A 24,679-nucleotide genomic window follows, 5' to 3' on the forward strand; every position below is an offset into this window, starting at 1 on the left:
CTTCCGGGCGCTGCGTGTACATACCGGTATATCAGCGGCCACCGACAAACACCGCTGCACACGTTCCGCAGACCAGGCGCCAGCAAAGTCCCCGCGACTACCGCTGTCAGCCGGCTTCGGCGGCGAGTTTGCCGACGACGTCGCGCACGTTCGCGGAAAGTTCGGCATTGTCCGCAACGGCATTGCCATCCAGCGTTTGGAAGGGAACCGACAGCTTGATGGCATCGATCACGCGGGCGCCGGCGATGCCGAACGACTTACGGGTTTCGTCGTGCGCCCACACCCCGCCGTAGCGGCCCATCGCGCCGCCGATGACCGCTAGCGGCTTGTCTTTCAGCGCCGCATCGCCGAAGGGCCGCGAGAGCCAGTCGATCGCGTTCTTGACCACCGCGGGGATGCTGCCGTTGTACTCCGGGGTGACCACCAGCGCCGCATCCGCATCGGCCGCCGCGGCACGCAGAGCAGCCACCCCGGCCGGCGCCGCTCCGGCAGCGGCATTCATCGCCGGGTCGATGTCCTCGTTGTAGAACGGCAGCTCGCCCAGCCCTTCGAAGACGGTGACGACGACGCCGTCCGGAGCCACCGCCGCCGCCAGCTCCGCGATCTGGCGGTTGATCGACGCTGCGCGCAGGCTGCCCACGAGCGCCAAGACTTTGATGTCGGCCATATCCGGTTCCCTTCGTAGTTGCTCTACATCTTTGCACGACCAAACCGGACTATAGTCCGCTTTATTCCATTCGCGTTACAGTGCTGATGTGGACGAGCGGTTGACTGAGTTGCTGGTGTCCGCTCCGCAGGAGCTGACCCACGAACGTCCAAAAGGGAGAAGCGACGCGGCGCGCAATCGCGAACTGTTGCTGAAGGCGGCCCGCGACCTGGTCGCCAAACGCGGCGCGGACGCGGTCACGATGGACGACATCGCCGCGGCCGCCGGCGTCGGCAAGGGCACGCTGTTCCGCCGCTTCGGCAGCCGGGCCGGACTGATGATGGTGCTGCTCGACGAGGATGAGCGGGCCAGTCAACAAGCTTTCCTGTTCGGCCCGCCGCCCCTGGGCCCCGACGCGCCGCCGCTGGACCGGCTGCTGGCGTTCGGCCGCGAACGGATGTGCTTCGCGCATGCTCACCACGCGCTGCTGTCGGCGGCCAACCGCGCCCCGCTGAGCCGTTACGGACCGGCCGCGGCGGTGACCCGGACACACGTGCGGGTGTTGCTGCAGTCGGCCCAGACCACCGGTGACCTCGACGCACAGACAGACGCACTGCTGGCGCTGCTCGACGCCGACTACGTCGAACACCAGCTCACCGACGGCGGTCACACCCTCGAGACGCTGAGCGAGGCGTGGGGAAGCCTGGCGCGCAAGCTCTGCGGTCGATGAGTTCCGTAACAACCGGGCCGGCACCGCCCTCGATCCTGCACATCGACCTGGACCAGTTTCTGGCGTCCGTCGAACTGCGCCGTCACCCCGAACTGGCCGGCCTGCCGGTCATCGTCGGCGGCAACGGCGACCCGAACGAACCCCGCAAAGTCGTCACCTGTGCCTCGTACGAGGCTCGCGAGTTCGGGGTGCGCGCCGGCATGCCACTGCGACAGGCCGCACGCCGCTGCCCGGACGCCACGTTCTTGCCGTCCGATCCCGCTGCCTACGACGAGGCGTCCGACCAGGTGATGGGATTGCTACGCGACTTGGGACACCCGGTCGAGGTGTGGGGCTGGGACGAGGCGTACGTCGCCGTGGCGGCTCCTGCCGATCCCGCCGAAGTTGCCGAACAGATCCGCACCGTCGTGTCCACCGAGACCGGGTTGTCCTGCTCGGTGGGTATCAGCGACAACAAGCAGCGCGCCAAAGTCGCAACCGGCTTCGCGAAACCGGCCGGGGTGTTTGCCCTCACCGACGCGAACTGGATGACGCTGATGGCCGACCGTCCCGTCGACGCCCTGTGGGGCGTAGGTCCGAAGACAGCGAAAAGGCTTGCCGCCCTGGGCATCACAACTGTCTGGGAACTGGCGCACAGCGACGCCGAGCTGTTGACGTCGGCGTTCGGCGCGCGCACCGGACTGTCGCTGTTGCTGCTTGCCAAAGGCGGCGGCGACACCGATGTGAGCGCCGAGCCGTGGGTGCCGCGCTCTCGCAGCCACGTCGTCACCTTCCCGCGGGACCTGACCGACCGAACCGAAATGGACTCGGCCATAACCGAATTGGCACGACGAGCACTCGAGGAAGTAGTCGCAGCGGGACGTATTGTCACGCGGGTGGCGGTGACCGTACGCACCGCGACGTTCTACACCCGCACCAAAATCCGCAAGCTGGCGGCGCCCACCACCGACCCGTCCGTGATCATCGCGACCGCGCTGCGCGTCCTGGACCTGTTCGAGTTGGACCGGCCGATCCGGTTACTGGGCGTGCGGCTGGAGCTCGAGATGCCTGACTAACGCCGCGCCGGGCTGGGTCGAAGCGCTCGGGAGAACAAAACGTTGACCTGCCGCATCGCCACGCTGTACGGCCACCACGCCAGCCGTTTGAAGGCGTACAGCGCCCGGATGTCCGGCGATGTGTAGATCAAGTATCGGTTCTTGGCGACTCCGGCCACGATTTTCTCGGCCGCCCTTTCCGGCGATACCGCGTGACCGCTGAACCGGTCGATCCACCGGCTGACGTTGGGGTCTTCGCGATCCACGCCGGCGATTTCCACCGTGTTGACCAGGGGTGTCTTGACCGCCCCCGGCACGACGACCGACACCCCGATGCGGTGCCGCGCGAGGTCGAAACGCAGCACCTCGGAAAGCCCGCGCAATCCGTACTTGCTCGCGCTGTAGGCGGCATGCCAGGGCAGTGCGACCAGGCCCGCGGCGGACGACACATTGACCAGATGTCCACCCCTGCCGGCTGCCACCATCGGCGGCAGGAATGCCTCGATAACGTGGATCGGGCCCATCAGATTGATCGAGATCATCCGCTTCCACTGGTCGTGCGTCAGCCGGTCGACGGTCCCCCAGGCCGACACGCCCGCAATATTCATCACGACGTCCATGCTCGGGTGGGCGGCATGGATGTCATCCGCGAACGCGGCCACCTCGTCGTAATCGGAGATATCCAGAGCGCGGTATTCAGGCACTTCCGCGCCCAGCGCGCGGGCGTCGGACACGGTCAGTGCCAAACCCTCTTCGTCGCGGTCGGTCAGGTACAGCTCGGCGCCCTGCGCCGCCAGCCGCAATGCCGTGGCCCGGCCTATGCCACTGGCCGCACCGGTGACAAAACACCGCTTTCCGGTGAAATACCGCTCCTTAAATTGCCCAGCCGTCTGCGCCATGCCGGTGACCATACCGGCGGTATCGATTACGGCTTGGGTGAGCCGCCCCATAGCGCGGTGAGCCACAACTGTTCGAGCACCCGAACGCGTCGCTCCAGGTCGCTGTCGCGACCGACCAGGAGATGGTCGCCGGTCAACATCAATGCGGTGGTGCCGGCCAGCGTTCGGATCAGCGTCGGCAGGTCATCGCTGATCGGGTTGGCGGTCCCGGCTTTCACCTCGGCGTCGACAATGGCGACGATCTCCTGCAGCACCACTTGGAACTGCTGTTCGAGAATGTCGCGGATCTCGATATCGGTGTGGCGGGCGGTATTGCACGCCATCATCACCGGATCGTTGTGCGCGTAGACGGCTGCTGCGCTGCCTACCATCCGCTTGGCGAACTGCTCCGGCGACTCCCCGGGCTGGCGGGGAGCGAAATACTGCGTGCGTTCTTCAAGCTCTTCGGCGGCCTCGGCCAGAATCTGCGCCAGCACCGAGTACTTGGAGTCGAAATAGAAGTAGAAGCCGGATCGGGCCACCCCGGCTCGCAGGCTGATGGTGCTGACGGAGAGCTCGGCGAACGGTCTTTCCTGGACTAGTTCCCGCACCGCCTGCAGGATCGCCTGGCGCTGCTTGTCACCACGCCGCCGCAGCGCCGGCGCGGACTCCTCCTGGTTGATGGCGTTGGCGGCCTGGCTATCCACCCTTGATCACACCCTGACCTTGCACCAAGACGATCGAAAAGCAAACTTGACAGCCGTCAAGTTTATCCGAAGTATAAGTGAAATAAGTGACACCGCTCACCCGTAGCGGAAGCGCAAAGGAGCGTTAATGGTCGCCACGATCAGCACCCCGCAATACCTGCTCGACCAGGCGCGGCGCCGTTTCACCCCGTCGATCAACAACTTCCCCGGCATGGGATTGCTGGAGCGCAGGCTGCTCAGCACTGAGTTCCCGGAGAGAAAGCTGGCCGAGCCGCCGGAGGGCAGCGGACTCAAGCCGGTTCTCGGCGATGCCGGTCTACCGGTCATCGGGCACATCATCGAGATGTTGCGCGGCGGGCCGGACTACGTGCTGCACCTGTACCGCACCAAGGGACCGGTCGTGTTCGGTGACTCGCCGGTGTTGCCGGGCGTCGCGGCGCTAGGTCCGGACGCCGCGCAGATCATCTACTCCAACCGCAACAAGGACTACTCCCAGCAGGGCTGGGTACCTGTGATCGGGCCGTTCTTCCACCGCGGCCTGATGTTGCTCGACTTCGACGAGCACATGTTCCACCGGCGGATCATGCAGGAAGCCTTCGTCCGCTCCCGGCTGGTCAGCTACGTCGAGCAGATGGATCACGTCGTGTCCCAGGTGGTCGCCAAGGACTGGGTGGCCAACGATGCGCGTTTCCTGCTTTATCCCGCGATGAAGGAGCTCACCCTGGACATCGCCTCGATGGTGTTCATGGGTCACGAGCCCGGCACCGACCACGAGCTGGTCACCAAGGTGAACAAGGCGTTCACCGTCACCACCCGGGCGGGCAACGCGATCATCCGCACCAGTGTGCCGCCGTTCACCTGGTGGCGGGGCCTCAAGGCCCGCGAGCTGCTGGAGAACTATTTCCGCGAGCGAGTCAGGGAACAGCGCGGAAAGCAGGGCAACGACCTGCTGTCGGTGCTGTGCCAAACCGAGGACGAGGACGGCAACAAGTTCTCCGACGAGGACATCGTCAACCACATGATCTTCTTGATGATGGCGGCGCACGACACGTCGACGTCCACCGCGACCACGATGGCCTATCACCTTGCCGCCCACCCGGAGTGGCAGCAGCGCTGCCGGGACGAGTCCGACCGCCTGGGCGATGGTCCGCTCGACATCGAGTCGCTGGAGAAGCTGGAGTCACTCGATCTGGTGATGGATGAGTCGATCCGGATCGTGACGCCGGTGCAGTGGGCGATGCGGCAGACAGTGCGCGACACCGACCTGCTCGGCTACTACATCCCCAAGGGCACCAACGTGATCGCCTATCCCGGGATGAATCACCGGCTGCCAGAACTGTGGACGGATCCGCTGAAGTTCGACCCGGAACGGTTCCTCGAGCCGCGCAGCGAGCACAAACGACACCGCTACGCGTTCGCACCGTTCGGCGGCGGCGCGCACAAGTGCATCGGGATGGTGTTCGGCCGGCTGGAGGTCAAGACGATCATGCACCGGTTGCTGCGGCGCTACCGCCTGGAGCTGCCGCGGCCCGGTTACCAGCCGCGCTGGGATTACGGTGGCATGCCGATACCGATGGACGGCATGCCGATCGTGCTGCGTCCGCTTTAATTGCGCGAGCAGACGGAGAAGCCCCCGATCTCTCCATGAGATAGGGGCTTTTCCGCGTGCTCACCGTAGGGAGGGGTTAAGGATGGCAGTGTTGCGAGCCGGGCTGCGCTCCAGGCGCAAAAACGGGGTCAGGCGTCCACGCAAGACAAGCCCGTCGCCATTTACACCGGACTGGACGCCCAGACCGGCGACGTACGGCGTGGGGGTTCGGCACAACGTCGCGGTGCCGATGAGCGACGGCGTCGTACTTCGTGCGGACATCCACTACCCCACTGTTCCGGAGACCGGACAGCCCGCCGCCGGTCCGTTCCCGGTACTGCTGTCGATTACGCCCTATGGCAAGAAAGCGCCACCGCCGGCCGCCCAGATCGGCGGCGGCGCCACCCCGTACCTGGTCAAACGCGGCTACATCGAGGTGATGGTCGACGTTCGGGGTACCGGCGCGTCGGGGGGTTCCTTCGAGATGTTCGGCGATCGGCAAGCGCAGGACGGGGCGGAGCTAGTGACCTGGGCTGCCGCGTTGCCCGGCGCCAGCGGGCGAGTCGGCATGTTCGGGATCTCCTACCTGGCGATCAACCAACTGTTCACCGCGGCCGCGGTCGGCGCGGACTCGCCGCTGAAAGCGATCTTTCCGGTGATGGCCGCCCGCGACTTCTACCGAGACGCTGCCGCGATGGGTGGAGTGCCGCACCTGCGCACGGTACGCGCGTACGGGGCCGTCTACCGGTTGCTCAACGTGGTGAACCCGACACTGGAGTTGTTCACCCGCGGCGGGCACACGCGACCACGGTCGGGTGGCTTCGCTGCCGTGCGCCAGCGCGGGCGCGACCAGCGACAGTACTTTCGCCCGCTGATCGCCAACGCGATGTCGGGCGGCGAGACCGCCTGGGACGGGCCGTTCTGGGATGCACTGCGACCGGGCCTGGTGCTGCCGAAGATCGCCGCCAACGGTGTGGCCGTCTTCCTGGTCGGCGGATGGCACGACGCGTTCCAGCGTGGCGCGCCGCTGAACTACGCGGCGCTGCAGAACGCGTTCGCAGGCCTGCCCGGCGAGGCGCCGATGCAACCTGGCCAGCCGCTGTCCGATCGGGTGCGGCTGATGATGGGCCCCTGGTATCACGTCTCGGACTTCGGCGGACTACACCTCAATGCGCTGCAGTTGCGCTGGTTCGATTACTGGCTCAGAGACGAGCCTGCCGCCGAAGTCTCCGGGCCGCCGTTCGTCTTCCAGGCGATCGGGAGCTCGCAGTGGTACCGCACCGACGGCTACCCCCTGGCCGAAGCGACGCCGACCCGCTTCTACCTGTCCGACTCGGGCCGTCTGAGCCAGGACGCCTCACCGGACACCACGACGGCGACGCTCGACTATCTGGTTCGGGGCCCACTGTCGGGGCGCAGCCTGGAGCAGTGGACGCTGGGAATGAACAGCTACATGTTCTCCCGCGGAGGCCGGGTCATTCGCTACGACCAGGACAACCGGCGCCTGCAACGCGATGCGCTGACCTACACCACCGAACCGTTCACCGATGCGCGTCTGGTCGCCGGGCCGATCGCGCTCACCATCCACGCGACGGCTACCACCACCGAGACCCTGTGGGTCGCCCATCTCGACGACGTCGCCCCCGACGGCGCCAGCCGTCCACTCACCCAGGGAGCGTTGCTCGGTTCACATCGCGCGCTGGACCCCGAGCGCACCTGGTACCTGCCCGACGGCACCGTGTTGCGGCCCCATCACTACAGCACCCAGTCGGCGGCGCTGCCCGTCGTCCCCGGCGAGCTCACCCGCTACGACCTGGAGATCTTCCCGACGGCCGCGCTGATCGCGCCCGGCCACCGACTGCGCCTCACTGTCACCACTTACGACTTTCCGCATCTGGTGCCCCCAAGGCCCGCGCGCCGCGCCCTGGTTGGCGGTCGCTACCAACTGCATCAGGGTGGCGCGTCGCCGTCGCACATCGTCATCCCACTGGCCGATCCGGACGCGCTTTAGCTGGCCGAGCAGACGCAGAATCGCATGCGGGAGTGCGGATTTGTGCGATTCTGCGTCTGCTCGGCATACCTAGGTGAGCAGGCGGTTGGCGCAGGCGATCAGTGCCCGCAGCGCGGACTGGGTGGGATCGTTCGACCAGCCCATCGCCCACTCCGCACGGTCGCCGTTCGTGCCGCGGATGAAGGTGGCGATATCCCTGTCCGACCGCATCTGATGGAACTTCAACGTCTCGATCTTGATCCCACGCTCATGCAGCATCGCGGTGAGCGCCGCGATCGGCCCGCTCGCCGAGGCCGTCGAGGTGTTGATGGAATCGCCGACGGCGATCATGGCCCGGAAATGGCGGGCCTGCGGACCCAGCCGTCCGGCGGACCGTTCCGCGTCGGTGCAGGCCCAGTGGCCCAGCCGGAGCGGCCCGGCGGTGTGGCCATAGGTGGCGACGAAGCTCTCCCACGAGATCGCCTCGGCTTGCTCGCGCAGACCGAGCGGCAGCGCAGCGCCGAAGCGCTCGCCGAACCAGGCGCTGGCGCTGCACCGACATGCCGCATCACTCGGGGTTCGAGGTAGAGGTGCCATGGTGCCGGGTCTTCTCTGGTCAAAGGGGTGACCGACGGCAGTAGCATCCGACCCACAGCGGGGGGTCGGTCTGGATCAGACCCCGCTGCGGGTGCTGGCTACTACGGCACGCTCAAGAAGACGCACGAGGTCCGAGGCTAGCCGTCGAGGGGCGGCCGTGCAACTGTCTTTCGCGACTTCTGCGCCCGCTACCAGCGCTAACGCAGCTTCAGCACGAAGCCGGCCAAACAGACCACCGTGAGTATTGCTGAGAACGCCACATTGATACGGGTCGGCAGAGCGGTGCTCGATGCGTCTGCGCGCAACAGCTCAAGGCCCAACCTGCCAATTCCATACGCTGCGGCCGAACCCAGAAACAACAGTCCCGGGCGATCGGACGGAGTATATAAGCACAGTCCGACGCCCAAAATTATCGCTGACCAAGCAGACTCGAAGAGTTGCGTCGGATAACGACGCTTCCATTCGCCACGCTCATCGGGTAACCACCATCCGATGAGTCCATGAGTTTCGCGTCCCGAACAGCAACCATTCATCAGGCAACCGATACGCGTGACGGCCATCCCGACCAGCATGATAATTCCCGTACCGTCCCAGACCCGCCAGAACTCCAACCCCATAAGCCGCAGTAGCGGCCAAGACACCGCGAAACTGAGCACCAAACCGCCGTAAACTCCGGCACCCGCGTTTGTTAAGCGCACGCTACCGGTCCGGTCGGTGACATATTTCGGATGACCGATGAGGAACCAGATCCTCGCACCGGCCAGCGCAAATACGAGAAGGATTACGGCCGATACCGCGAAACGCGAGTAGCCGAGGCCCGTTTCATATCCGCCGAGTATCACCCCGCAGGCGAAACCGAGGTACAGCAGTGCCGCGAAGGTCGGAACACGCAGTCGCCCAACGCGAAACAGGTACCGCCGCCCCAACCACCGCGACGACCGCGTCGACGTCGGTGTGCTCACGTCAGCCCGCTCGCTGACCAGATTGCTGCTCGGTATGCAATCAGATCAATCATGTAGCTCATGCCGCCGATCGCGATGTCTTCCGGGACAAAGGTCAAGATATCGCACAATCGCGACCCGAATCCCAAATCGCGCGATCTGCCTTAGCCAACTGCCGGTGTCGTCAAGCTGGGCGGCTGCGGGCGGACACTGTCTACGGCTCTGCGGGGAGATCGACCGTCAATGCTCGCGCACAATGCACGCCGTGCTGCAAAGTTATCCAAATGGGGCGAGTAGCACCGACCCCGGGCGCTGAACCTAACGACACTCGGAGCCTTGCGTCCACGTCCATTTCATGGAGACGCTGCTAGCCGGAATGGCCGCATTCACGCCCGGCGCGGTGGGTATATCCAACGCGGGCGATCAGGCCGATTAAGTTATTGGACTCAAATAGAATAAAGCATTCCCCGATGCCGCGTAAAGGGATAGCATCCATGGGTGGTCATAGCTGCAAATGTGGCCATTCGCCCGCAATTGAAAGGCACTACCGTGAACGCAAAGCGCAAGAGGATTCTGACGGCCGCCGCGACAATCGCGGCCGGACTGGTCGCGATGTTGCTGCCGACCGGGTGCCAGGAACAAGCGCCGGCGCCGGAAATAGGTGCCCAGGGATCACCTGACACAGTCATATCCTCGCCCGCGGTCGACTGATCGATTGAGGCGCGGTTCCTAGACGGTCGGGCCGGCGGAGACTTCCTGAAGTGCTTCGTCGAGCAGGCCGCGCACAGCGTCGGCGATCTCGTTGAGCCCCGGCTCGTCGGTCACGTCGGCCATCAGTTTGGGGTCCATCGCGTCGACGATCACCGAATCGGGTGCGTCCGGGTCTTTACGGACAACGACATTGCATGGCAGCAGCACGCCGATAGGCCGGTAGATGTTGACGGCTTTCTGCGCGAACGAGGGGTTGCACGCGCCCAGGATCAGATAGTCCTCCATGTCTACCCCGAGCTTTGCTTTCAGCGTCGCTTTCATGTCGATCTCGGTCAGCACGCCGAAGCCCTGTCGGGCCAGCGCCGCCCGGGTTCGCTCGACGGCCTCGTCAAACGACGTATGCAGGGTGGTCGACAGCGAGACGCCCATCGTCTTCTCCCATTGCGTCTTAGCCGACTGGCCCAGGCGACGGTTCGAACCGGAGATACGCCTGGATGGTCGTGCCGTCGGCGGTGGTGTGGGTACGCACCAGATCGGCGATGGCGTTGACGAGGAACAGTCCGCGGCTGGCCACGCCTTCGGCGCCCGGTGGACGGCGTCCGGTCAGCGGATCGTCGAATCGTCCGTTGTCGCGTGCTTCACACACCAAATGGTTGCCGTGTCGCCAGAAAGCCAGCCGACAGGCCCCCGGCGTGTACATCAAACTGTTCGTGGCCAGCTCGGTTGCGATCAACTGCAGGTCCTCGGTGCCGCCCCGGGACAGTCCGACCCAGTCGGCATAGTCGACGGCGAACGATCGTGCCGGACGCAGGTCCGCGCTGTCTCTGACCATGTACGTGACGGCGCCCGGATTGGAAGGTAACGGTTGATTGCAACGCGCCACCACTTGATGCGGCGCATAGTCGGCGCTCGGGTGCGCCGACCCGCCCCGCCATAGCATCGGGTGGGTGGCGCACGCATCCGCCAGAACATCGGCGTCCAGTCCGCTCGCGTCATACAGGCACAACTGCGTGATCAGGTCGCCCGACAAATCCACGTTGATCAACGCCTCGTGCTGCGCGCAGGCGAGACGTTCGTCCACGCTGCGGCCGGGCCATACGACCTCGCTGACCACCCGCACCCGCCGATCCGGATATTCCTCGGCGAAGGAACTCGCAAGCGTCAGCAGCCGGCTGGGGTTGCGGGCCACCTCGTTGATGTCGACCAAACGCAGATCGGCGGGCAGTCCGTCACAGGTGCGCCACAGCCAGCCGGCCAGCAACGCCAACTCGTCGCCAGGCACGGCCACCAGCACCGGCTCACCCGCCCTCAGGCCGTCCACCACGAAACCCACCACGAAGTCCACGTACTCACGCCGAGAGCGGTACAGCAGCGCCGAGTGAACGAAGTTTCGTTGCGTGGTCTCGGTGCACTCGATGGTCAACGTCATTTCAGCGTCCCCGCCCTTGGTGTACGCCGGCGCGATTCTGCACCGGCACTTATTGTGTGCGGGTACCCCAAGCGGGCATTCGATATACCTCTTAACGTCCCGGGCCCGACGAGAATCACATTCGCCGGCCAACCAACCCCGGCGCGCTGGACCGGCCCTATAGCCACCAGGAGGCCGCGGCGTCCAGATGACGGCGGATGCGGTGGCGGGCCAGGCTTTCGTCGCCGGCGGCGATCGCGTCGAGAATCCGGGAGTGAGCGTGCTCGACGGCGACGACGTCGCTCCACGTCGGCGGCGCCTGCCCGGTACTGGCCCAATGCCGCCGGAACAGCTCGACGATTATCCGCAGGAACAGATCCAGTACCGCGTTGCCCGCCAGCTGCGACAATCCGCCGTGGAACCGATACTCCTCGACAGCGGCCTGACGGACGTCCCTGGTGGCTTCTTTTGTGGTGGACTCGAAGTCGGCGTTGCGCGGCTCGCGAGCGGACTCGAGGAAGGCCGCTACCTCAGGTTCGGCAACCTCGGCCACCATCGCGGTGACTTTCGACACGTTGTCGATTTCGATCGCGTCGCGGACACAGCGCAGGTCCTCACGGCTCGGCTTGCGGTATTGCAGGTAGAGCGCGATGGTGTCGATGCTGGCCTGCGCCTGGGGTTTCGCCACGATCAAGCCGCCGCCGGGCCCGCGGCGCATGTGCGCGACGGCATGAAATTCCAGCAATCGCACCGCTTCACGAAACACCGCTCGGCTCACCCGATAGCGTTCCAGCAGGGCCGTCTCGGTACCGAAAACCGAGCCCACTTGCCAGCCGGCGGCGGCGATCTCGTCGCCGATGGCCGCCGCCAGGACCTCGGCCAGCTTTCCGCGGGGTGCGTCGGCATAAGGAACCCGCCGTGGCTGCCGTGCCCGCGCCGCGCCGGTCGGTGCGCCGGAGCTTTGGAACCATGCGCTCACCGATTCAACGTGGTGCTCGGTGAGCGTCTTGGCCCCAGCGAAATCACCGGCGGTGACGGCGGCGACGATTCCCGCATGGTCTTCCGAACAGCGCCGGCGCATCCGGTCGATCGCTTCAGCGGCTGCTCCGCTGCCCCGGTCCCGCAGGTAACGCCGGGTCATGCGCATCAAGACGTCGACGAACAACTGCAAGACAGGGTTTCTGGATTGCTCGGCCAGCGCAACGTGGAATTCGTCGCGCGGCGCGGGTTGACCGGGTTGCCAGTGCGCTTCCGCGCGCAGGACAGCTCGTAGTCGCGCGATCCCGGGTTCGTCGAGGTGTTCGGCGGCAAGAGAGGCCGCCAGGGGCTCGAGCACAAGCCGTGCTTTGAGCACTTCTTCGATAGTGGTGCCCAGGTGCTCGAGGTAGATGACGACGGCGCGGGTCGCCGGGCCGGCGTCCGGCTCGCAGATGAGCAGTCCGCCGTTGGGTCCGCGCCGCATCCGCGCGACCTGGTGGTGTTCGACGAGGCGAACGGCTTCCCGCAGCACCGACCTGCTCACGCCGTAGCGCTGTTGCAGGGATTGTTCGGAGCCCAGCGATTCGCCGACGGTCCAGCCGCGGCGGACGATGTCCGCCTCGATGCTGCGGGCGATCTGCGAAGCTCGCTTATCACCTCGCCCGGTGACCGGCTGGACGCTCAATTAAATGCTCCCGCAAGCGCTTTCAGCATGTGAGCAACATGCATCCCGCGACGGGACCACCGCCCACGGAAACCACGCCGACCTCCGGTCGTTGCGACACTTGCCGCTCACCCGCCTCGCCACGCAACTGCAGGCAGCCCTCGTGCAGCGCCCAGTAGCCGTGCATGCGTCCGGCTGACAACTGCCCGCCGTAGGTGTTCAGCGGCAGTTGACCCTCGCGCGCGATGCGCGCACCGCCTTCGACGAACGGGCCGGCCTCCCCATCGCCGCATATCCCGAGGGCCTCCAGCCAGGCGAGGGAAAGAAACGTGAATCCGTCGTACAACTCGGCGACGCCGACGTCGGCAGGTTGCAGCTCCGTTCGGGACCACATCTGCGCCGCCGCATCCGACATGGCCATCTTGGGATAGTCGTCGCGGTGGAACCATCCGCCGGCCCCGTCGGACCCGCCGATCGCCTCCACCGCCACGGCGCGGTGCGGGCAGTCGGGTCCGTATTCCGAACTCGAGACGACCACCGCGATCGAGCCGTCGATGGGGACGTCACAGTCGAGCAGCCCGAACGGCGTCGATACCGGCCGCGCGCCCAGATAGTCGGCCATCGTCATCGGCTCGCGGTAGACCGCAAGCGGATTCAGCGCGGCGTTGCGCCTGCCATTGAGCGCTACCCAGCCCAGCTGCTCTTTGGTGGTTCCATACAGCTCCATGTGCCGGCGACAGTTCAGCGCCAGCCAGTTTGCCGCGGAATAGGCTTGGGCCGCAACGAGATCCGTGACATCGTCCATTGCACCGACCGCCGGTCGCGGGGCGCCCTCGGGGGTTTCGAACATACGCGCAAGGGCTGGGGCGGGCGCGTTCTCTTCCTGCTTCACCGGGACTGTGCCGCCCAGCATTTGGATCGTCCGGTAGATCACCACATGGCGGGCCCGGCGCTCCGCGACCGCACGGCAGGCCGACATCACCGGACTGAGCAGGCCGCCGGTACCGAATCCGCTTCCGCAATCGGCAGCTTCGATGCGCAGGGCGGCGTTGACCTCACCGGGCGGTGTGTCACCGAGGGTGGCGATGCCGTCGACGTCGGCGACGGCCAGGCCGGCGTCCTCAATGGCGGCCCGCACCGCCTCCATGGTCAGGTCGAATCCGGGAATGCCGGTGCGACGGCCGATTCGCGAGATGCCAATGCCGGAGATGATCGCGTCTTTTTCGAAATAGCTCATCGCACCCGTCCGTGAGACCCGGATCCACCCAAACTAATAGAGTGTACTGTATTGGTCGTGTCTGCCGAGCCGACGTCTGAGCTACTTGTCGACCACTGCGACGCATGCGAGCACTGGGTGCATCCTTCCGCCGGTGAATGCCGCGACTGCGGAGGTGCGTTGGTGGCCCGCCCGGTATCGGGACGCGGCACGGTGTTCACCTACACGATCAACTACCACCCGTACAACCCGGACATCCCGACTCCCTATGTGATCGCCATCGTCGAACTCGCCGAACAGCGCGGGCTCCGAGTTGCGGCCAATATCGTTGACTGCGAACCTGATTCGGTGAAGTGCGGGATGGCGGTGGACGCCCGGCCCGAGCGCGGCGCCGGCGGCGCGCCATTGTTCGCGCCGGCTTGATGGCTTGGTGACTTTGCCGCGAGTCCGCTTATAGTTGCGCGCACGCTTGCGTGAGTGTGCATACTGTTCCCCAATGACCGATCGGGGCCGGCCGTGTGCGGCTCCTGCTCACCGGCGCTTGCCCGCTGTCTTGCAGTGTGCACATCAGAGGTTGGAGAAAGGGCGTCCGCGCTTGATGAACACGTTGACGTTGATGATTCCGAGTGACGGTTATGTCCGGTTTGCGGCGGTATCCGCGGTTTTTCTCGTCATTTTGGGCGCCGTCGCCGCCTGGGTTTACCTGGACGCCAAAGAGCGGGCGCAGCGGGGAAACCCGGTTGTGTACTCGATGGAGTCATTCGAAGTGCGTACGCCGGCCGGGTGGTCCGTGTGCTGTCTGTTGTTGGTGGAGCTCTTCTTTCCGCTTTACCTGGACAGCCGGAGCATGACGGGCTAGACCCGCCGGCTTACCGCTTTCGCGCGGTGACCAGTAGGAACTCCCAATCCATCGCAGCTGTCCCGGCCAGGTACCGGTCGCCGAGTTCGGCCAGCTCAGCATCCAGCGCATCGACCCGCTCCGGGTTGCCCTCGAGCCCACGGTAGGCCGCTATCGTCGGCCCGTAATTCGCCTTGAAGTAGTCGCGGAACGCCGCTCCGTCGGCGAACCGGTCCACCCGCAGCTTGTGGCGTTCAGCGATGAAGTCGGTGACCCGGTCGCCGAGTAGTCGGCGCACGTGGTCTGGGCTGCCCCACAGCGGTGGCGGCTGCGCACCCGGCGGCGGTGCGGCCATGAACGGCTTCATCGTGGCGAACATCTGGCCGATGAAGCCTTCCGGCGTCCAGTTGATCAGCCCGATGAGCCCACCGGGCCGGCATACCCGAACCAGCTCGTCGGCAGCGTCCTGGTGGTGCGGGGCGAACATCACGCCGACGCAGGACAAAACCGCATCGAACTGGTCGTTCTCGAACGGCAACGCTTCGGCGTTGGCCTCTTGCCAGGTCAGGCGCGCGCCGCGGGCTTCGGCGATCGCGCGGCCGCGCTGCAGCAGATCCGGGCACAGGTCGCTGGCGATTACGTCGGCACCGGTCAGCGCCGCGGGTATGGATGCGTTCCCGGAGCCGGCAGCGACGTCGAGCACGCGGTCGCCCGCGCCGATTCCGCTGGCCTGCACCAGCATCGGTCCCAGCGGTGCCACGACTTCGGCAGCGACATTGGCGTAATCACCCAGCGCCCAGAGCGCCCGGTGCTTGCTTTCATATCCCCGATCGGCGGTCGCCGGGCCGGTCCCTGTAGCTGCGGTCATGTCGAGATTCCTTCCGTGTGGCGGCCACGATTCGTCTGGCTCGCCGATGAATCAATTGCACTGCCAAAAGTGAACCAGCGGAAGTTCAACATCTGTACTAGTGAATCTCGCCGCCACAGCGTCTACTGGACGCAGTCCGAGTAAGAGGTGGTGATATGTCGACATACAGCCAGTTCTGCCCAGTGGCCAAGGCCATGGAGTTGCTCGACGAGCGGTGGACGTTGCTCGTGGTGCGCGAGTTGCTCAAAGGCAGTACGCATTTCAACGACCTCCGGCGGGGGCTGCCCAAGATGTCGCCGGCGCTGCTGTCCAAGCGGCTGAAGTCGCTGAGCCGGGCCGGCATCGTCGAACGCAATGAGCACGACGGTCGCACGTCGTATGCGCTGACTGTCTGCGGCCAGGAACTCGCCGGTGTGGTGAACGCGCTGGGCGAGTGGGGCGTTCGCTGGATCCCCGAGATCGGCGACGACGACCTGGATCCGCACCTACTGATGTGGGACATTCGCCGAACCGTGCCCGTCGAAGCCTGGCCAAGGGCGCGCACAGTGGTGGCATTTCGGTTGACCGGCGTCGCGGCCAAGGCCTCGCGCTGGTGGCTGATGGTGTCCGAGGGAACGGCGGACGTCTGTGATTTCGACCCGGGCTATGAGGTAGCCGCGACGGTCGAGACCAGTCTGCGCACGCTGACCCAGCTGTGGCGCGGCGACGTGTCGTGGTCGCGCGCGATGCTCAACGGCAGCGTGACCGTTCACGGTGCCGCCGATGCCCGACGGGCGATTCCGCGCTGGCTCGGCCAATCGACCTTGGCGGCGGTTCCCCGCCCGGCTTAGCGGGCCGAGCTGCGTTCAGTGTGCGCTGATCGCGTACAGTGTGAACTGACGGCTTTCATTGTGAGCTAACGGCTTTCGGTGTGAATGCAGGGCGGGAATCCGCGTGGATTTTCGCCCGGGCTGCACACTCAAAGCCCACGATTCACACTCAGGGCCCGCGATTCACGCTCAACGCCAACGATTGTCGCCGCGGGCCGCCTCGCAACGACAATTCGCTTGACGCTCAACGGCTGTCGCTGCGCGGACAATGCCTTTGATCCGCGGGACCTCGGAATGAAGGCGCACGCTTAATTGATCAGCGGGTCGCGGGGCATGCCCAGAATCCGCTCGGCGATTTGATTGCGGGTCACCTCCGACGTGCCCCCGGCGATCGCCATGCCGCGGGCGCCCATGATCATCCGCCCGGCCAGCGCGCCGGGCCCGTCGGTCAGTGCAAGCTCGGGACCCAGCAGGGCCGCCGAGATCGCGGCGCCTTCGATCATGTGATCAGCCAGCTTGAGTTTGGTGATGTTGCCCTCGGGACCCGGACCCGCTCCTTCGACGCTGCGCGCGGCGCGGCGCAGGTTCAGCAAGCGCAGTGCGTTTTCCTCGGCGAGGTAGCGGCCGACGCGAATCCTGGCACCGGCCAAGTGATCTCCACGCTGCGTCGCCAGCTGCACCAGTTGTGGCGCCAACCCCTCGTAGAAAGACCCACTGCCACCGATACTGACCCGTTCGTTGCCCAGGGTCGCGCGCGCCACCGTCCAGCCGGAGTTGGGCGCTCCGACGACATCCTCGTCCGGGACGAACAGATCGTTGAAGAACACCTCGTTGAACTCCGCACCGCCGGTGATCTGCCGCAATGGCCGCACCTCGACTTCGGGCGCCTTCATGTCGACGATCACGGTGGTGATACCGGCATGCTTGGGAGCCTCCGGGTCGGTGCGGACGGTGGCCAGCCCGCGCGCGCAGTACTGCGCCCCACTGGTCCACACCTTCTGCCCGTTGATCTTCCAGCCGCCGTCCACCCGGGTGGCGCGGGTCTTGACCGACGCGGCGTCCGAGCCCGCGTCGGGTTCGGAGAACAGCTGGCACCAGACCTCGTCCTTACGCAGCGCCTTCTCCACGAATCTTTCGATCTGCCAAGGAGTTCCGTGCTGAATCAGGGTGAGGATCACCCAACCTGTGATCCCGTAGTCGGGGCGCTTGATGCCCGCGGCACGGAACTCTTCCTCGGTCACCAGTTGCTCCACCGCATCGGCCGCGCGGCCCCACGGCTTGGGCCAGTGCGGCATCAGATACCCCGTTTCGATCAGCTTCTCGCGCTGGGCCGTCTTGTCCAGGGCAGCGATCTCGGCGGCATCGGCACGGATGCGGGTACGCAATTCTTCGGCCTCGGGCGGCAGGTCCAAACTGTTTTCCCGGGTGACGCCTGCCGCGGTGCGATCGAAGACGTCGCCGACCGGCGCGTCTCCCCCGAACAGGGCGGTGAGCACCAGCGCCCGACGCAGATGCAGATGCGCGTCGTGCTCCCAGGTGAAGCCGATACCGCCGTGTACCTGAATGTTGAGTTCGGCGTTGCGCGCGTAGGCGGGGAATGCCAGCGTCGCCGCCACCGCGGCGGCCAACTGGAACTGCTTCTCGTCCTCCCCCGCCGCCCGCGCCGCGTCCCATACCGCCGCGATACCCGATTCGGCGGCAACCAGCATGTTGGCGCAATGATGCTTCACCGCCTGGAAAGTGGCGATGGTGCGCCCGAATTGCTGGCGCACCTTGGCGTAGTCGACGGCGGCTTCGACGCAGTCGGCAGCCCCCCCGACGGCCTCGGCGGCCAGCAACGTCCGCGCGCGGGCCAGGGCGGACTCGCGCGCCCCGGGCAAGATGTCGTCGGCCGTCACGGTGACCTGCTGCAGACGCACCCGCCCGGAGCGCCGCGTCGGATCGAAATTGTCGGGAACCTCCACCGACACGCCTTCTCGATCGCGTTCCAGCACCAGCACGTCATTCCCGGCAACGATCAGCAGCAGGTCAGCCAACCCGGCGCCCAGCACGATCCCGGCCTCGCCCTCAGCTATGCCGTCCGACACCAGCACGCCCCCGTTGAGACCGATGCCCGCCGCGACCGTTCCGTCGACCAGGCCGGGCAGCAGCCGCGACTTCTGTTCAGGGGCACCATCTTTGGCGATCACCGCCGAGGCGATCACCGTCGGCACGAACGGACCCGGCGCCACCGTGCGACCAAGCTCCTCGATCACCACCACGAGTTCGGGCAGCCCGTAGCCCGAGCCGCCGTACTCTTCGTCGACGTGCAGCCCGAGCCAGCCCAACTCAACCAGGTCGTGCCAGAAGCCGGGCCGGGCTTCCTCGGCGGCATCGAGCAGCGACCGCGCCGCCCAGCGCGCTTTTTGCGAGGTCAGGAACCCGCGCGCAACCTCCGCGAGTTCACGATGGTCGTCGGTCAGTGCGATACCCATCGGGGCCTCCTCGCGGCTGTACACGGCCGGCTTCGTTGCCGGGCTCGGTAGATCGCCCCGCTCCTCCTCAGGCCGCTTGGCAGCCCGCATCGTCGTCGGGGCGGTTTGGAAAGAGTGTACTTATTCCGCTCGAGCGCGAACCCGGCCCCCGGCGCACCAGGCCGGTCACCCAGCCGATTAAGGCGTCTTACTTGGGAGCGAACCGCTGCCCGGCGTCCAGTCGCAGGCACTGGCCGTTGAGCATCGGGTTGTCCACGATCGCCGCCACCAGCTTCGCGTACTCGATGGGCCGGCCCATCCGCTTGGGGAATGCGGCGTCCCGGGTCAACATGGCCGCCATCTCCTCGGGAACCATCTGCGTCAACCCGGTGAGGAAAAGGCTGGGGGCGATGGCCAGCACCCGGATGCCCAACGAGCCCAGGTCGCGAGCCATCGTCAGACACATGCCGGCGATCCCGGCCTTGGCTGCGGTGTAGGCGACCTGCCCGATTTGGCCCTCGAAGGCGGCGATCGACGCGGTGTTGATGATGACGCCGCGCTCGCCGGTTTCTTCGGGGTCCTCGGGCTCGTTCTTGCTCATGTGCGCGGCCGCCAAGCGGCTGATGTTGAAGGTGGCGATGAGGTTGAGGTCCACCACGGACCGGAAGGATTCGAGGTCATGGGGACCGGACTTGGTCATCGTCCGCTTGGCGATGCCGCCGCCGGCGGTGGTCACCACCACGTGCAGGCCGCCCAGGTCGTCGACCGCGCTCTGCAGGGTCTCCTCGGTGCCGGTGAAGTCGGTGACGTCGACCGGGTAGAACTTGCCGTCGATACCATCTGCGACGGTCTTGCCGTCCGAATTCTCGCGGTCGAGCACCGCGACCTGCGCGCCACGTTCGTGCAGCAGTTCGGCGCTGGCGCGCCCCATTCCCGAAGCGCCGCCGATGACGACGACCTTCTTCCCGCTGATCTCCATCCGGACCTCCTCAATTGGCTTGTCAGATTCCTAGGAATTTGTAACGTTACGTAGGCACGCTAGCGTGTCCGGCCCGACGAGTTGTCACCGAGCCGTGCCAAGCTTCCAAATGTGCTCCTCCTCGACGTGGCGACCACGTCTGTTGACGTCGGTGGCACCTCGTCGCGCCTGACCAAGGTCGCGCGCATCGCCGAGCTGTTGCGGCGCGCGGCGCCAGATGCGGCCCTGGTCGCGATCCTCGTGGCCTGGCTCTCCGGGGAGCTGCCGCAACGCACCATCGGGGTCGGCTGGGCGTCGTTGCGGTCACGACCGCCCCCGGCTGGGCAGCCGTCACTGACCGTCGCCGCCGTGGACGCCACCTTCACCGAGATCGGCGCGCTATCCGGCAAGGGCTCCCAGGCCCGGCGCGCCGAACTCGTCGCGGCCTTGTTCGCCGCCGCCACCGAAACCGAGCAGACCTTCCTGGTGCGGCTGCTCAGCGGTGAGCTGCGCCAGGGCGCACTGGCCGGCATCATGGCCGACGCGGTCGCCAAGGCCGCCGAGATTCCCAATGCGGCGGTGCAGCGTGCGGCGATGCTCGGCGGAAATCTGCCGGCGGTGGCGGCAGCGGCGCTGTCCGGCGGAGTCCCGGCGCTGGACGCGTTTACCCTCCGCGTGGGCCGGCCGGTCGGACCGATGCTGGCGCAGACCGCGACCAGCGTCGAAGATGCACTCGAACGCCACGGCGGCACAACAATTTTCGAAGCAAAGCTGGATGGCGCGCGGGTACAGATCCACCGCGACGGCGGCGACGTCACCGTGTACACCCGAAGCCTCGACAACGTCACCGCCCGGCTGCCGGAGGTGGTGGAGGCGACGCTGGCGTTGCCGGTGCGCAGCCTGGTCGCCGACGGCGAGGCGATCGCGCTGCTCCCGGACAACCGGCCGCACCGCTTCCAGGTCACCGCGTCGCGATTCGGCCGATCGGTCGATATAGCGGGGGCCCGTGCCGCGCAACCACTTTCGGTGTTCTTCTTCGACATCCTGCACTCCGACGGCGTCGACCTGCTCGACGCGCCCACCACCCAGCGGCTGGCCGCGCTGGACACTCTGGTACCGCCGCGCCACCGCGTCGACCGGCTGGTCACGTCCGACGAGTCGGCCGCCGCCGGGTTCCTGGACGCGACGCTGAAAGCCGGCCACGAGGGTGTCATGGCGAAGTCACCGTCCGCGCCCTACCAGGCGGGCCGTCGCGGCGCGGGCTGGCTGAAGGTGAAGCCGGTGCACACGCTGGACCTGGTTGTGCTCGCCGTGGAGTGGGGATCGGGGCGGCGGCGCGGGAAACTCTCCAACATCCACCTGGGCGCGCGCGATCCGGTCACCGGCGAATTCGTCATGGTGGGAAAGACTTTCAAGGGCATGACGGACGCCATGCTGGACTGGCAGACCGCCCGGTTCACCGAGCTCGCCGTTGGCGGTACCGACTCATACGTCGTCCGACTGCGTCCAGAGCAGGTGGTCGAGGTGGCGCTGGACGGCGTGCAAGCGTCGCCGCGCTACCCGGGCGGACTGGCACTGCGGTTCGCCCGCGTGGTGCGCTACCGCGACGACAAGAGCCCGGCCGAGGCCGACACCATCGACGCCGTGCGCACGCTGTATTGAGCCCGCGCGCGAGTGAATCCCACGCCACGACGCGCATCAGGCGTAAGTAGATTCATTCGCTGCCGCCGGGAAACTACAGGCGGGCGAATTTCGCTTTGTCATCGGCGAATGCGGCCAGGATCGCAGCCGTCAGCGTCGGCCGGACATCGGCGATCGCCGTTAGATAGTCCTCTGTGGCGGCAGGCTCTCCCCGGCCACGCGCCATCTCGCGATCGAACGCCACCTGAGCACCTTTGCGGGCGGCGAACTCGATGTCGGCCGGAGTGAACAGCTCCGTCGCATCCACCAGCCGGTCCACGTCGATCCCCGAATCGGCCTCGCGAAGATAGCGTTTCCACACCGCCTTGCGTGCCGGCGGGTCCGGCGGGCCAACCGGAATGACGTAGTCGAACCGCCCGGGCCGCAGAAACGCCGAGTCCAGCGACCGCACCGAATTGGTGGCGCAGACCAGCAGGCGCCCATCGTGCTCACGGAACGACGGAATCAATTTCAGCAACTCGTTGGTGACACCGGTTTCGGTGATGCTGGCCCCTGCCCGGGCCAGCGCGATCTCCTCGACCTCGTCGATGAACAACACCAGCTCGTCCAGCGCGGCCAGCTCTCCGAAGACTTCCCGCAGCGACGCCGCCAGGCCGCCCTGTGCCGTCGCGGCCAGCCGGGACGGAAACAGCTCTACGAAGGGCCACCCCAGTCGTGACGAAATCGCTTTGGCGAAGCTGGTTTTTCCGGTTCCCGGTGGCCCGAACAGGATGACCGCCTTGGGTGGGCGCACGCCATAGCGCTCAGCTACGTCGAGGTGGGTCAGCGGTGCGATGATGCGCTGCTCGATGATCTGCTTCTCCTGCTCCATCCCGGCCAGTTCCTGCCACAGCCCCGGTGGCAACAGCCGCCCGCCCAGCTCCGCCAGCACGTTGGCCTGTTCCGGTCGCAGGTGTTCGATCGTCTCGTAATAGATCATCCCGCTGCGGCGCGTGTAGCCGGAATTGTCCAGCGCCTGCGAGCCCGTCGCGCCCTCCGGCAGAATCGTGCAAATCTTGCGGACCCCCGCCGAGCGCAGCCGCCGTTCCAGATCGGCCAGCAGCGCGCTGCCAATACCGCGATGGCGCCACCGCGATGCCAGGGCGATCAGCAGCACCCACGCCCGCTCGCCGTCGGTCCGCGCGACCGCCATGCCGACCACCTCGTCGCCGACCGCGGCGATCACAGCCGGCTGGCCGGCCCGCGCCGCCGCCATCACCTCGGCGACGCTGAATACCGGCTCTGCAGATCCCGGGGTTCGACTTTGATCCCAAACTTGGATCACCTGGTCCAAGTCGTCATCGTCGTAGTCACGCAGTCGCCATAACGGCATCACCTCACGGTAATCCCTCGTTCGGGTCCGGACATCGCCGTCGTGCGAGGACGCCGGAACGAAACTATGCGTAGGCACGCCGGGTGCTGAGTCGTACCGAACTCCCCGGCGTGGCCCTAGAATCGAGCGGGATGAGAGTCGGTATCGACTTCGGCACCACCCACACTGTCGTTGCCTTGGTCGACCGTGGCAATTACCCGGTCGTCTCGTTCGACGGCGCCGATACCTGGCCTTCGCTCATCGCCGCCAGCACCGCCGGGGAGTTGCGTTTCGGCGCGGCCGCCGCGGCCGTCCGCCACCATCCGGGCTGGTCGGTCCTGCGTTCGTTCAAGCGCCTTCTCAACGACGCCGGACCGCAGACCGAGGTGGGCCTCGCCGGCCGCAACTACCGGCTGGCCGAGCTGCTGACCGGCTTTCTGGCTGCGCTCAGACGCGAGCTGTACGACTGCTCGAACGCCGGCCTGGAGCCGGGTGAAACCCTCGAGGCTGCCGTCGGCGTTCCGGCCAATGCCTCCAGCGCCCAACGCCTTTTGACCCTGGATGCCTTCCTGGCGGCGGGATTTCACGTCGTCGCGATGCTCAACGAGCCCTCCGCCGCGGGCCTCGAATACGCCCATCGGTACCGCTCGACCATCACCGCCAAACGCGAGTATGTCCTCGTCTACGACTTGGGCGGAGGTACCTTCGACGCCTCCCTGCTGAGAATGACCGGGCCGCTGAACGAAGTCGTCATCAGCGAGGGCATCCAGCGCCTCGGCGGCGATGATTTCGACGACGCGATCGTGCGCCTCGTGCTAGACAGATCGAAGCTCAGCGCCGACTTGACCACACAAGACCTCCTCAAAGAAGAGTGCGCGGTCCGCAAGGAGGCCGTCGGGCCGCAGACCCGCCGTTTCCTCGTCGACCTGAGCGCCGTGGACCGGCCACCATTCTCCTGCGGCATCGACGACGTGTACTCGGCGTGCGCGCCGCTCGTCGATCAGACGATCGCACTTCTCGATCGTGTCCTGCGCGACCCGACCCGAGGCGGCCGCGATGTGCCGTGGTCTGAGGTGGCCGGCACCTACGTGGTGGGCGGCACCGGCGGGTTTCCGCTTGTCTCCCGGATGCTGCGCACAACCTTCGGAGAAAAGCGCGTGAAGCGCTCGCCGTACCCGTTCGCCGCAACGGCCATCGGTCTGGCGGTGTTCCTCGACAAAGAAGCCGGTTTCGAGTTGTCCGAACGCTTTTCGCGCCACCTCGGAGTGTTCCGCGAAGCGCAGGCCGGCGCCGACGTCGTCTTCGACCCGATCGTGCCGAAGGACGCGTCGCTGCCCGCCGACGGACGTAGTCCCCTTGTCGTCAGGCGGCGGTACCGGGCGGCGCACAACATCGGCCATTTCCGGTTCGTGGAGTGCAGCAGGCTGGTCAACGGCCGCCCCGATGGCGACGTGACGCCCTACGATCCTGTCCTCTTCCCCTTCGACCCGGAGCTTCGTGAGCGGGAGGATCTCGGACGCCAGCCCATCGGCCGGTGGAACGACGGCCCGGACGTCGAAGAGCGCTACATCGTCGCCCCCAGCGGCGCGGTCGAGGTGACCCTCACGACGCAGCCGGCCGGATTCGAGCGCACCTTCCGGCTCGAGCGGCGCGCCCCGGGCGGGCGGTAAGAC

At 66.4% G+C, this 24,679-nt stretch carries 22 protein-coding genes; 9 read left to right on the forward strand and 13 right to left on the reverse strand.

Annotated features, from left to right (window positions below; all coding sequences use genetic code 11):
- Positions 1-106: 106 nt before the first annotated feature.
- Complete coding sequence (locus A5791_RS19050) at positions 107-667, reverse strand: NAD(P)H-dependent oxidoreductase (protein WP_067240164.1); 561 nt, start codon at positions 665-667, stop codon at positions 107-109.
- Between the two features lie 88 nt (positions 668-755).
- On the opposite strand from A5791_RS19050, the gene A5791_RS19055 reads away from it, so the two are divergent.
- Together A5791_RS19055 and A5791_RS19060 are read left to right on the forward strand one after the other, a co-directional pair.
- Complete coding sequence (locus A5791_RS19055) at positions 756-1,376, forward strand: TetR/AcrR family transcriptional regulator (protein WP_082967016.1); 621 nt, start codon at positions 756-758, stop codon at positions 1,374-1,376.
- On the forward strand, positions 1,373-2,431 hold the full coding sequence (locus A5791_RS19060; protein ID WP_067240165.1) for a DNA polymerase IV: 1,059 nt from the start codon (positions 1,373-1,375) through the stop codon (positions 2,429-2,431). The genes A5791_RS19055 and A5791_RS19060 overlap by 4 nt, the downstream gene beginning before the upstream one ends.
- Here the strand turns inward: A5791_RS19060 and A5791_RS19065 are convergent.
- A complete protein-coding gene (locus A5791_RS19065; protein ID WP_067240522.1) occupies positions 2,428-3,309 on the reverse strand; it encodes an SDR family oxidoreductase in 882 nt (293 codons plus the stop codon). The genes A5791_RS19060 and A5791_RS19065 overlap by 4 nt on opposite strands.
- 26 nt (positions 3,310-3,335) lie before the next feature.
- A complete protein-coding gene (locus A5791_RS19070; protein ID WP_156661518.1) occupies positions 3,336-3,971 on the reverse strand; it encodes a TetR/AcrR family transcriptional regulator in 636 nt (211 codons plus the stop codon).
- 151 nt (positions 3,972-4,122) lie between these two features.
- Between A5791_RS19070 and A5791_RS19075 the strand changes: the two genes are divergently transcribed.
- Both A5791_RS19075 and A5791_RS19080 read left to right on the forward strand, forming a co-directional pair.
- Positions 4,123-5,604 (forward strand): cytochrome P450, encoded by a 1,482-nt coding sequence (locus A5791_RS19075; RefSeq protein ID WP_067240167.1) that lies wholly within the window; start codon positions 4,123-4,125, stop codon positions 5,602-5,604.
- A gap of 199 nt (positions 5,605-5,803) precedes the next feature.
- Positions 5,804-7,594 (forward strand): CocE/NonD family hydrolase, encoded by a 1,791-nt coding sequence (locus tag A5791_RS19080; RefSeq protein ID WP_067240169.1) that lies wholly within the window; start codon positions 5,804-5,806, stop codon positions 7,592-7,594.
- 69 nt (positions 7,595-7,663) lie between these two features.
- On the opposite strand, the gene A5791_RS19085 is transcribed toward A5791_RS19080, so the two are convergent.
- The 6 genes from A5791_RS19085 to A5791_RS19110 form a co-directional block, all read right to left on the reverse strand.
- Positions 7,664-8,170 (reverse strand): homocitrate synthase, encoded by a 507-nt coding sequence (locus A5791_RS19085; protein ID WP_067240171.1) that lies wholly within the window; start codon positions 8,168-8,170, stop codon positions 7,664-7,666.
- Positions 8,171-8,367: 197 nt separating this feature from the next.
- Entirely contained in the window at positions 8,368-9,132 is a 765-nt protein-coding gene (locus A5791_RS19090; RefSeq protein WP_067240174.1) for a prolipoprotein diacylglyceryl transferase, read from the reverse strand.
- Between the two features lie 708 nt (positions 9,133-9,840).
- Entirely contained in the window at positions 9,841-10,251 is a 411-nt protein-coding gene (locus tag A5791_RS19095) for a DUF302 domain-containing protein (protein WP_067240175.1), read from the reverse strand.
- A gap of 19 nt (positions 10,252-10,270) precedes the next feature.
- Positions 10,271-11,251, reverse strand: coding sequence for a sensor histidine kinase (locus A5791_RS19100; protein WP_067240177.1), 981 nt, complete (start codon positions 11,249-11,251; stop codon positions 10,271-10,273).
- 157 nt (positions 11,252-11,408) lie between these two features.
- Positions 11,409-12,893 (reverse strand): FadR/GntR family transcriptional regulator, encoded by a 1,485-nt coding sequence (locus A5791_RS19105; protein WP_067240178.1) that lies wholly within the window; start codon positions 12,891-12,893, stop codon positions 11,409-11,411.
- Positions 12,894-12,915: 22 nt separating this feature from the next.
- Positions 12,916-14,109, reverse strand: coding sequence for a thiolase family protein (locus A5791_RS19110; protein ID WP_067240179.1), 1,194 nt, complete (start codon positions 14,107-14,109; stop codon positions 12,916-12,918).
- A gap of 57 nt (positions 14,110-14,166) precedes the next feature.
- Between A5791_RS19110 and A5791_RS19115 the strand changes: the two genes are divergently transcribed.
- On the forward strand, positions 14,167-14,511 hold the full coding sequence (locus A5791_RS19115; protein WP_067240181.1) for a Zn-ribbon domain-containing OB-fold protein: 345 nt from the start codon (positions 14,167-14,169) through the stop codon (positions 14,509-14,511).
- A 193-nt stretch (positions 14,512-14,704) separates the two neighbouring features.
- Positions 14,705-14,947, forward strand: a complete 243-nt coding sequence (locus A5791_RS19120) for a hypothetical protein (RefSeq protein ID WP_156661508.1) — start codon at positions 14,705-14,707, stop codon at positions 14,945-14,947.
- Positions 14,948-14,957: 10 nt separating this feature from the next.
- Here the strand turns inward: A5791_RS19120 and A5791_RS19125 are convergent, their stop codons facing one another.
- Positions 14,958-15,794, reverse strand: coding sequence for a class I SAM-dependent methyltransferase (locus A5791_RS19125; protein ID WP_067240183.1), 837 nt, complete (start codon positions 15,792-15,794; stop codon positions 14,958-14,960).
- A 155-nt stretch (positions 15,795-15,949) separates the two neighbouring features.
- On the opposite strand from A5791_RS19125, the gene A5791_RS19130 reads away from it, so the two are divergent.
- The gene (locus A5791_RS19130; protein ID WP_067240185.1) at positions 15,950-16,624 is read left to right on the forward strand and encodes a helix-turn-helix domain-containing protein; all 675 of its coding nucleotides are present in this window, start codon (positions 15,950-15,952) and stop codon (positions 16,622-16,624) included.
- 287 nt (positions 16,625-16,911) lie between these two features.
- Here the strand turns inward: A5791_RS19130 and A5791_RS19135 are convergent, their stop codons facing one another.
- Both A5791_RS19135 and A5791_RS19140 read right to left on the reverse strand, forming a co-directional pair.
- Positions 16,912-19,077: an acyl-CoA dehydrogenase gene (locus A5791_RS19135; protein ID WP_067240526.1), complete on the reverse strand. Its 2,166-nt coding sequence runs from the start codon at positions 19,075-19,077 to the stop codon at positions 16,912-16,914.
- Positions 19,078-19,264: 187 nt separating this feature from the next.
- A complete protein-coding gene (locus tag A5791_RS19140; protein WP_067240189.1) occupies positions 19,265-20,035 on the reverse strand; it encodes an SDR family NAD(P)-dependent oxidoreductase in 771 nt (256 codons plus the stop codon).
- 111 nt (positions 20,036-20,146) lie between these two features.
- Between A5791_RS19140 and A5791_RS19145 the strand changes: the two genes are divergently transcribed.
- Positions 20,147-21,676, forward strand: coding sequence for an ATP-dependent DNA ligase (locus tag A5791_RS19145; protein ID WP_067240191.1), 1,530 nt, complete (start codon positions 20,147-20,149; stop codon positions 21,674-21,676).
- A gap of 73 nt (positions 21,677-21,749) precedes the next feature.
- Here A5791_RS19145 and A5791_RS19150 read toward each other — a convergent pair whose 3' ends face one another.
- The gene (locus A5791_RS19150) at positions 21,750-23,105 is read right to left on the reverse strand and encodes an ATP-binding protein (protein WP_255397716.1); all 1,356 of its coding nucleotides are present in this window, start codon (positions 23,103-23,105) and stop codon (positions 21,750-21,752) included.
- 53 nt (positions 23,106-23,158) lie between these two features.
- Between A5791_RS19150 and A5791_RS19155 the strand changes: the two genes are divergently transcribed.
- Positions 23,159-24,676: an Hsp70 family protein gene (locus A5791_RS19155; protein WP_067240193.1), complete on the forward strand. Its 1,518-nt coding sequence runs from the start codon at positions 23,159-23,161 to the stop codon at positions 24,674-24,676.
- The last annotated feature ends 3 nt before the right edge of the window (positions 24,677-24,679 follow it).

This window comes from Mycobacterium sp. 852002-51163_SCH5372311 (assembly GCF_001667115.1).
GTDB lineage: Bacteria > Actinomycetota > Actinomycetes > Mycobacteriales > Mycobacteriaceae > Mycobacterium.

Bases quoted from the DNA above. Each gene is read 5' to 3' on its own strand.
- A5791_RS19050 (WP_067240164.1), bottom strand. From the start codon at position 667: ATGGCCGACATCAAAGTCTTGGCGCTCGTGGGCAGCCTGCGCGCAGCG.
- A5791_RS19060 (WP_067240165.1), top strand. From the start codon at position 1,373: ATGAGTTCCGTAACAACCGGGCCGGCACCGCCCTCGATCCTGCACATC.
- A5791_RS19065 (WP_067240522.1), bottom strand. From the start codon at position 3,309: ATGGCGCAGACGGCTGGGCAATTTAAGGAGCGGTATTTCACCGGAAAG.
- A5791_RS19075 (WP_067240167.1), top strand. From the start codon at position 4,123: ATGGTCGCCACGATCAGCACCCCGCAATACCTGCTCGACCAGGCGCGG.
- A5791_RS19085 (WP_067240171.1), bottom strand. From the start codon at position 8,170: ATGGCACCTCTACCTCGAACCCCGAGTGATGCGGCATGTCGGTGCAGC.
- A5791_RS19095 (WP_067240175.1), bottom strand. From the start codon at position 10,251: ATGGGCGTCTCGCTGTCGACCACCCTGCATACGTCGTTTGACGAGGCC.
- A5791_RS19100 (WP_067240177.1), bottom strand. From the start codon at position 11,251: ATGACGTTGACCATCGAGTGCACCGAGACCACGCAACGAAACTTCGTT.
- A5791_RS19110 (WP_067240179.1), bottom strand. From the start codon at position 14,109: ATGAGCTATTTCGAAAAAGACGCGATCATCTCCGGCATTGGCATCTCG.
- A5791_RS19120 (WP_156661508.1), top strand. From the start codon at position 14,705: ATGATTCCGAGTGACGGTTATGTCCGGTTTGCGGCGGTATCCGCGGTT.
- A5791_RS19125 (WP_067240183.1), bottom strand. From the start codon at position 15,794: ATGACCGCAGCTACAGGGACCGGCCCGGCGACCGCCGATCGGGGATAT.
- A5791_RS19130 (WP_067240185.1), top strand. From the start codon at position 15,950: ATGTCGACATACAGCCAGTTCTGCCCAGTGGCCAAGGCCATGGAGTTG.
- A5791_RS19135 (WP_067240526.1), bottom strand. From the start codon at position 19,077: ATGGGTATCGCACTGACCGACGACCATCGTGAACTCGCGGAGGTTGCG.
- A5791_RS19140 (WP_067240189.1), bottom strand. From the start codon at position 20,035: ATGGAGATCAGCGGGAAGAAGGTCGTCGTCATCGGCGGCGCTTCGGGA.
- A5791_RS19155 (WP_067240193.1), top strand. From the start codon at position 23,159: ATGAGAGTCGGTATCGACTTCGGCACCACCCACACTGTCGTTGCCTTG.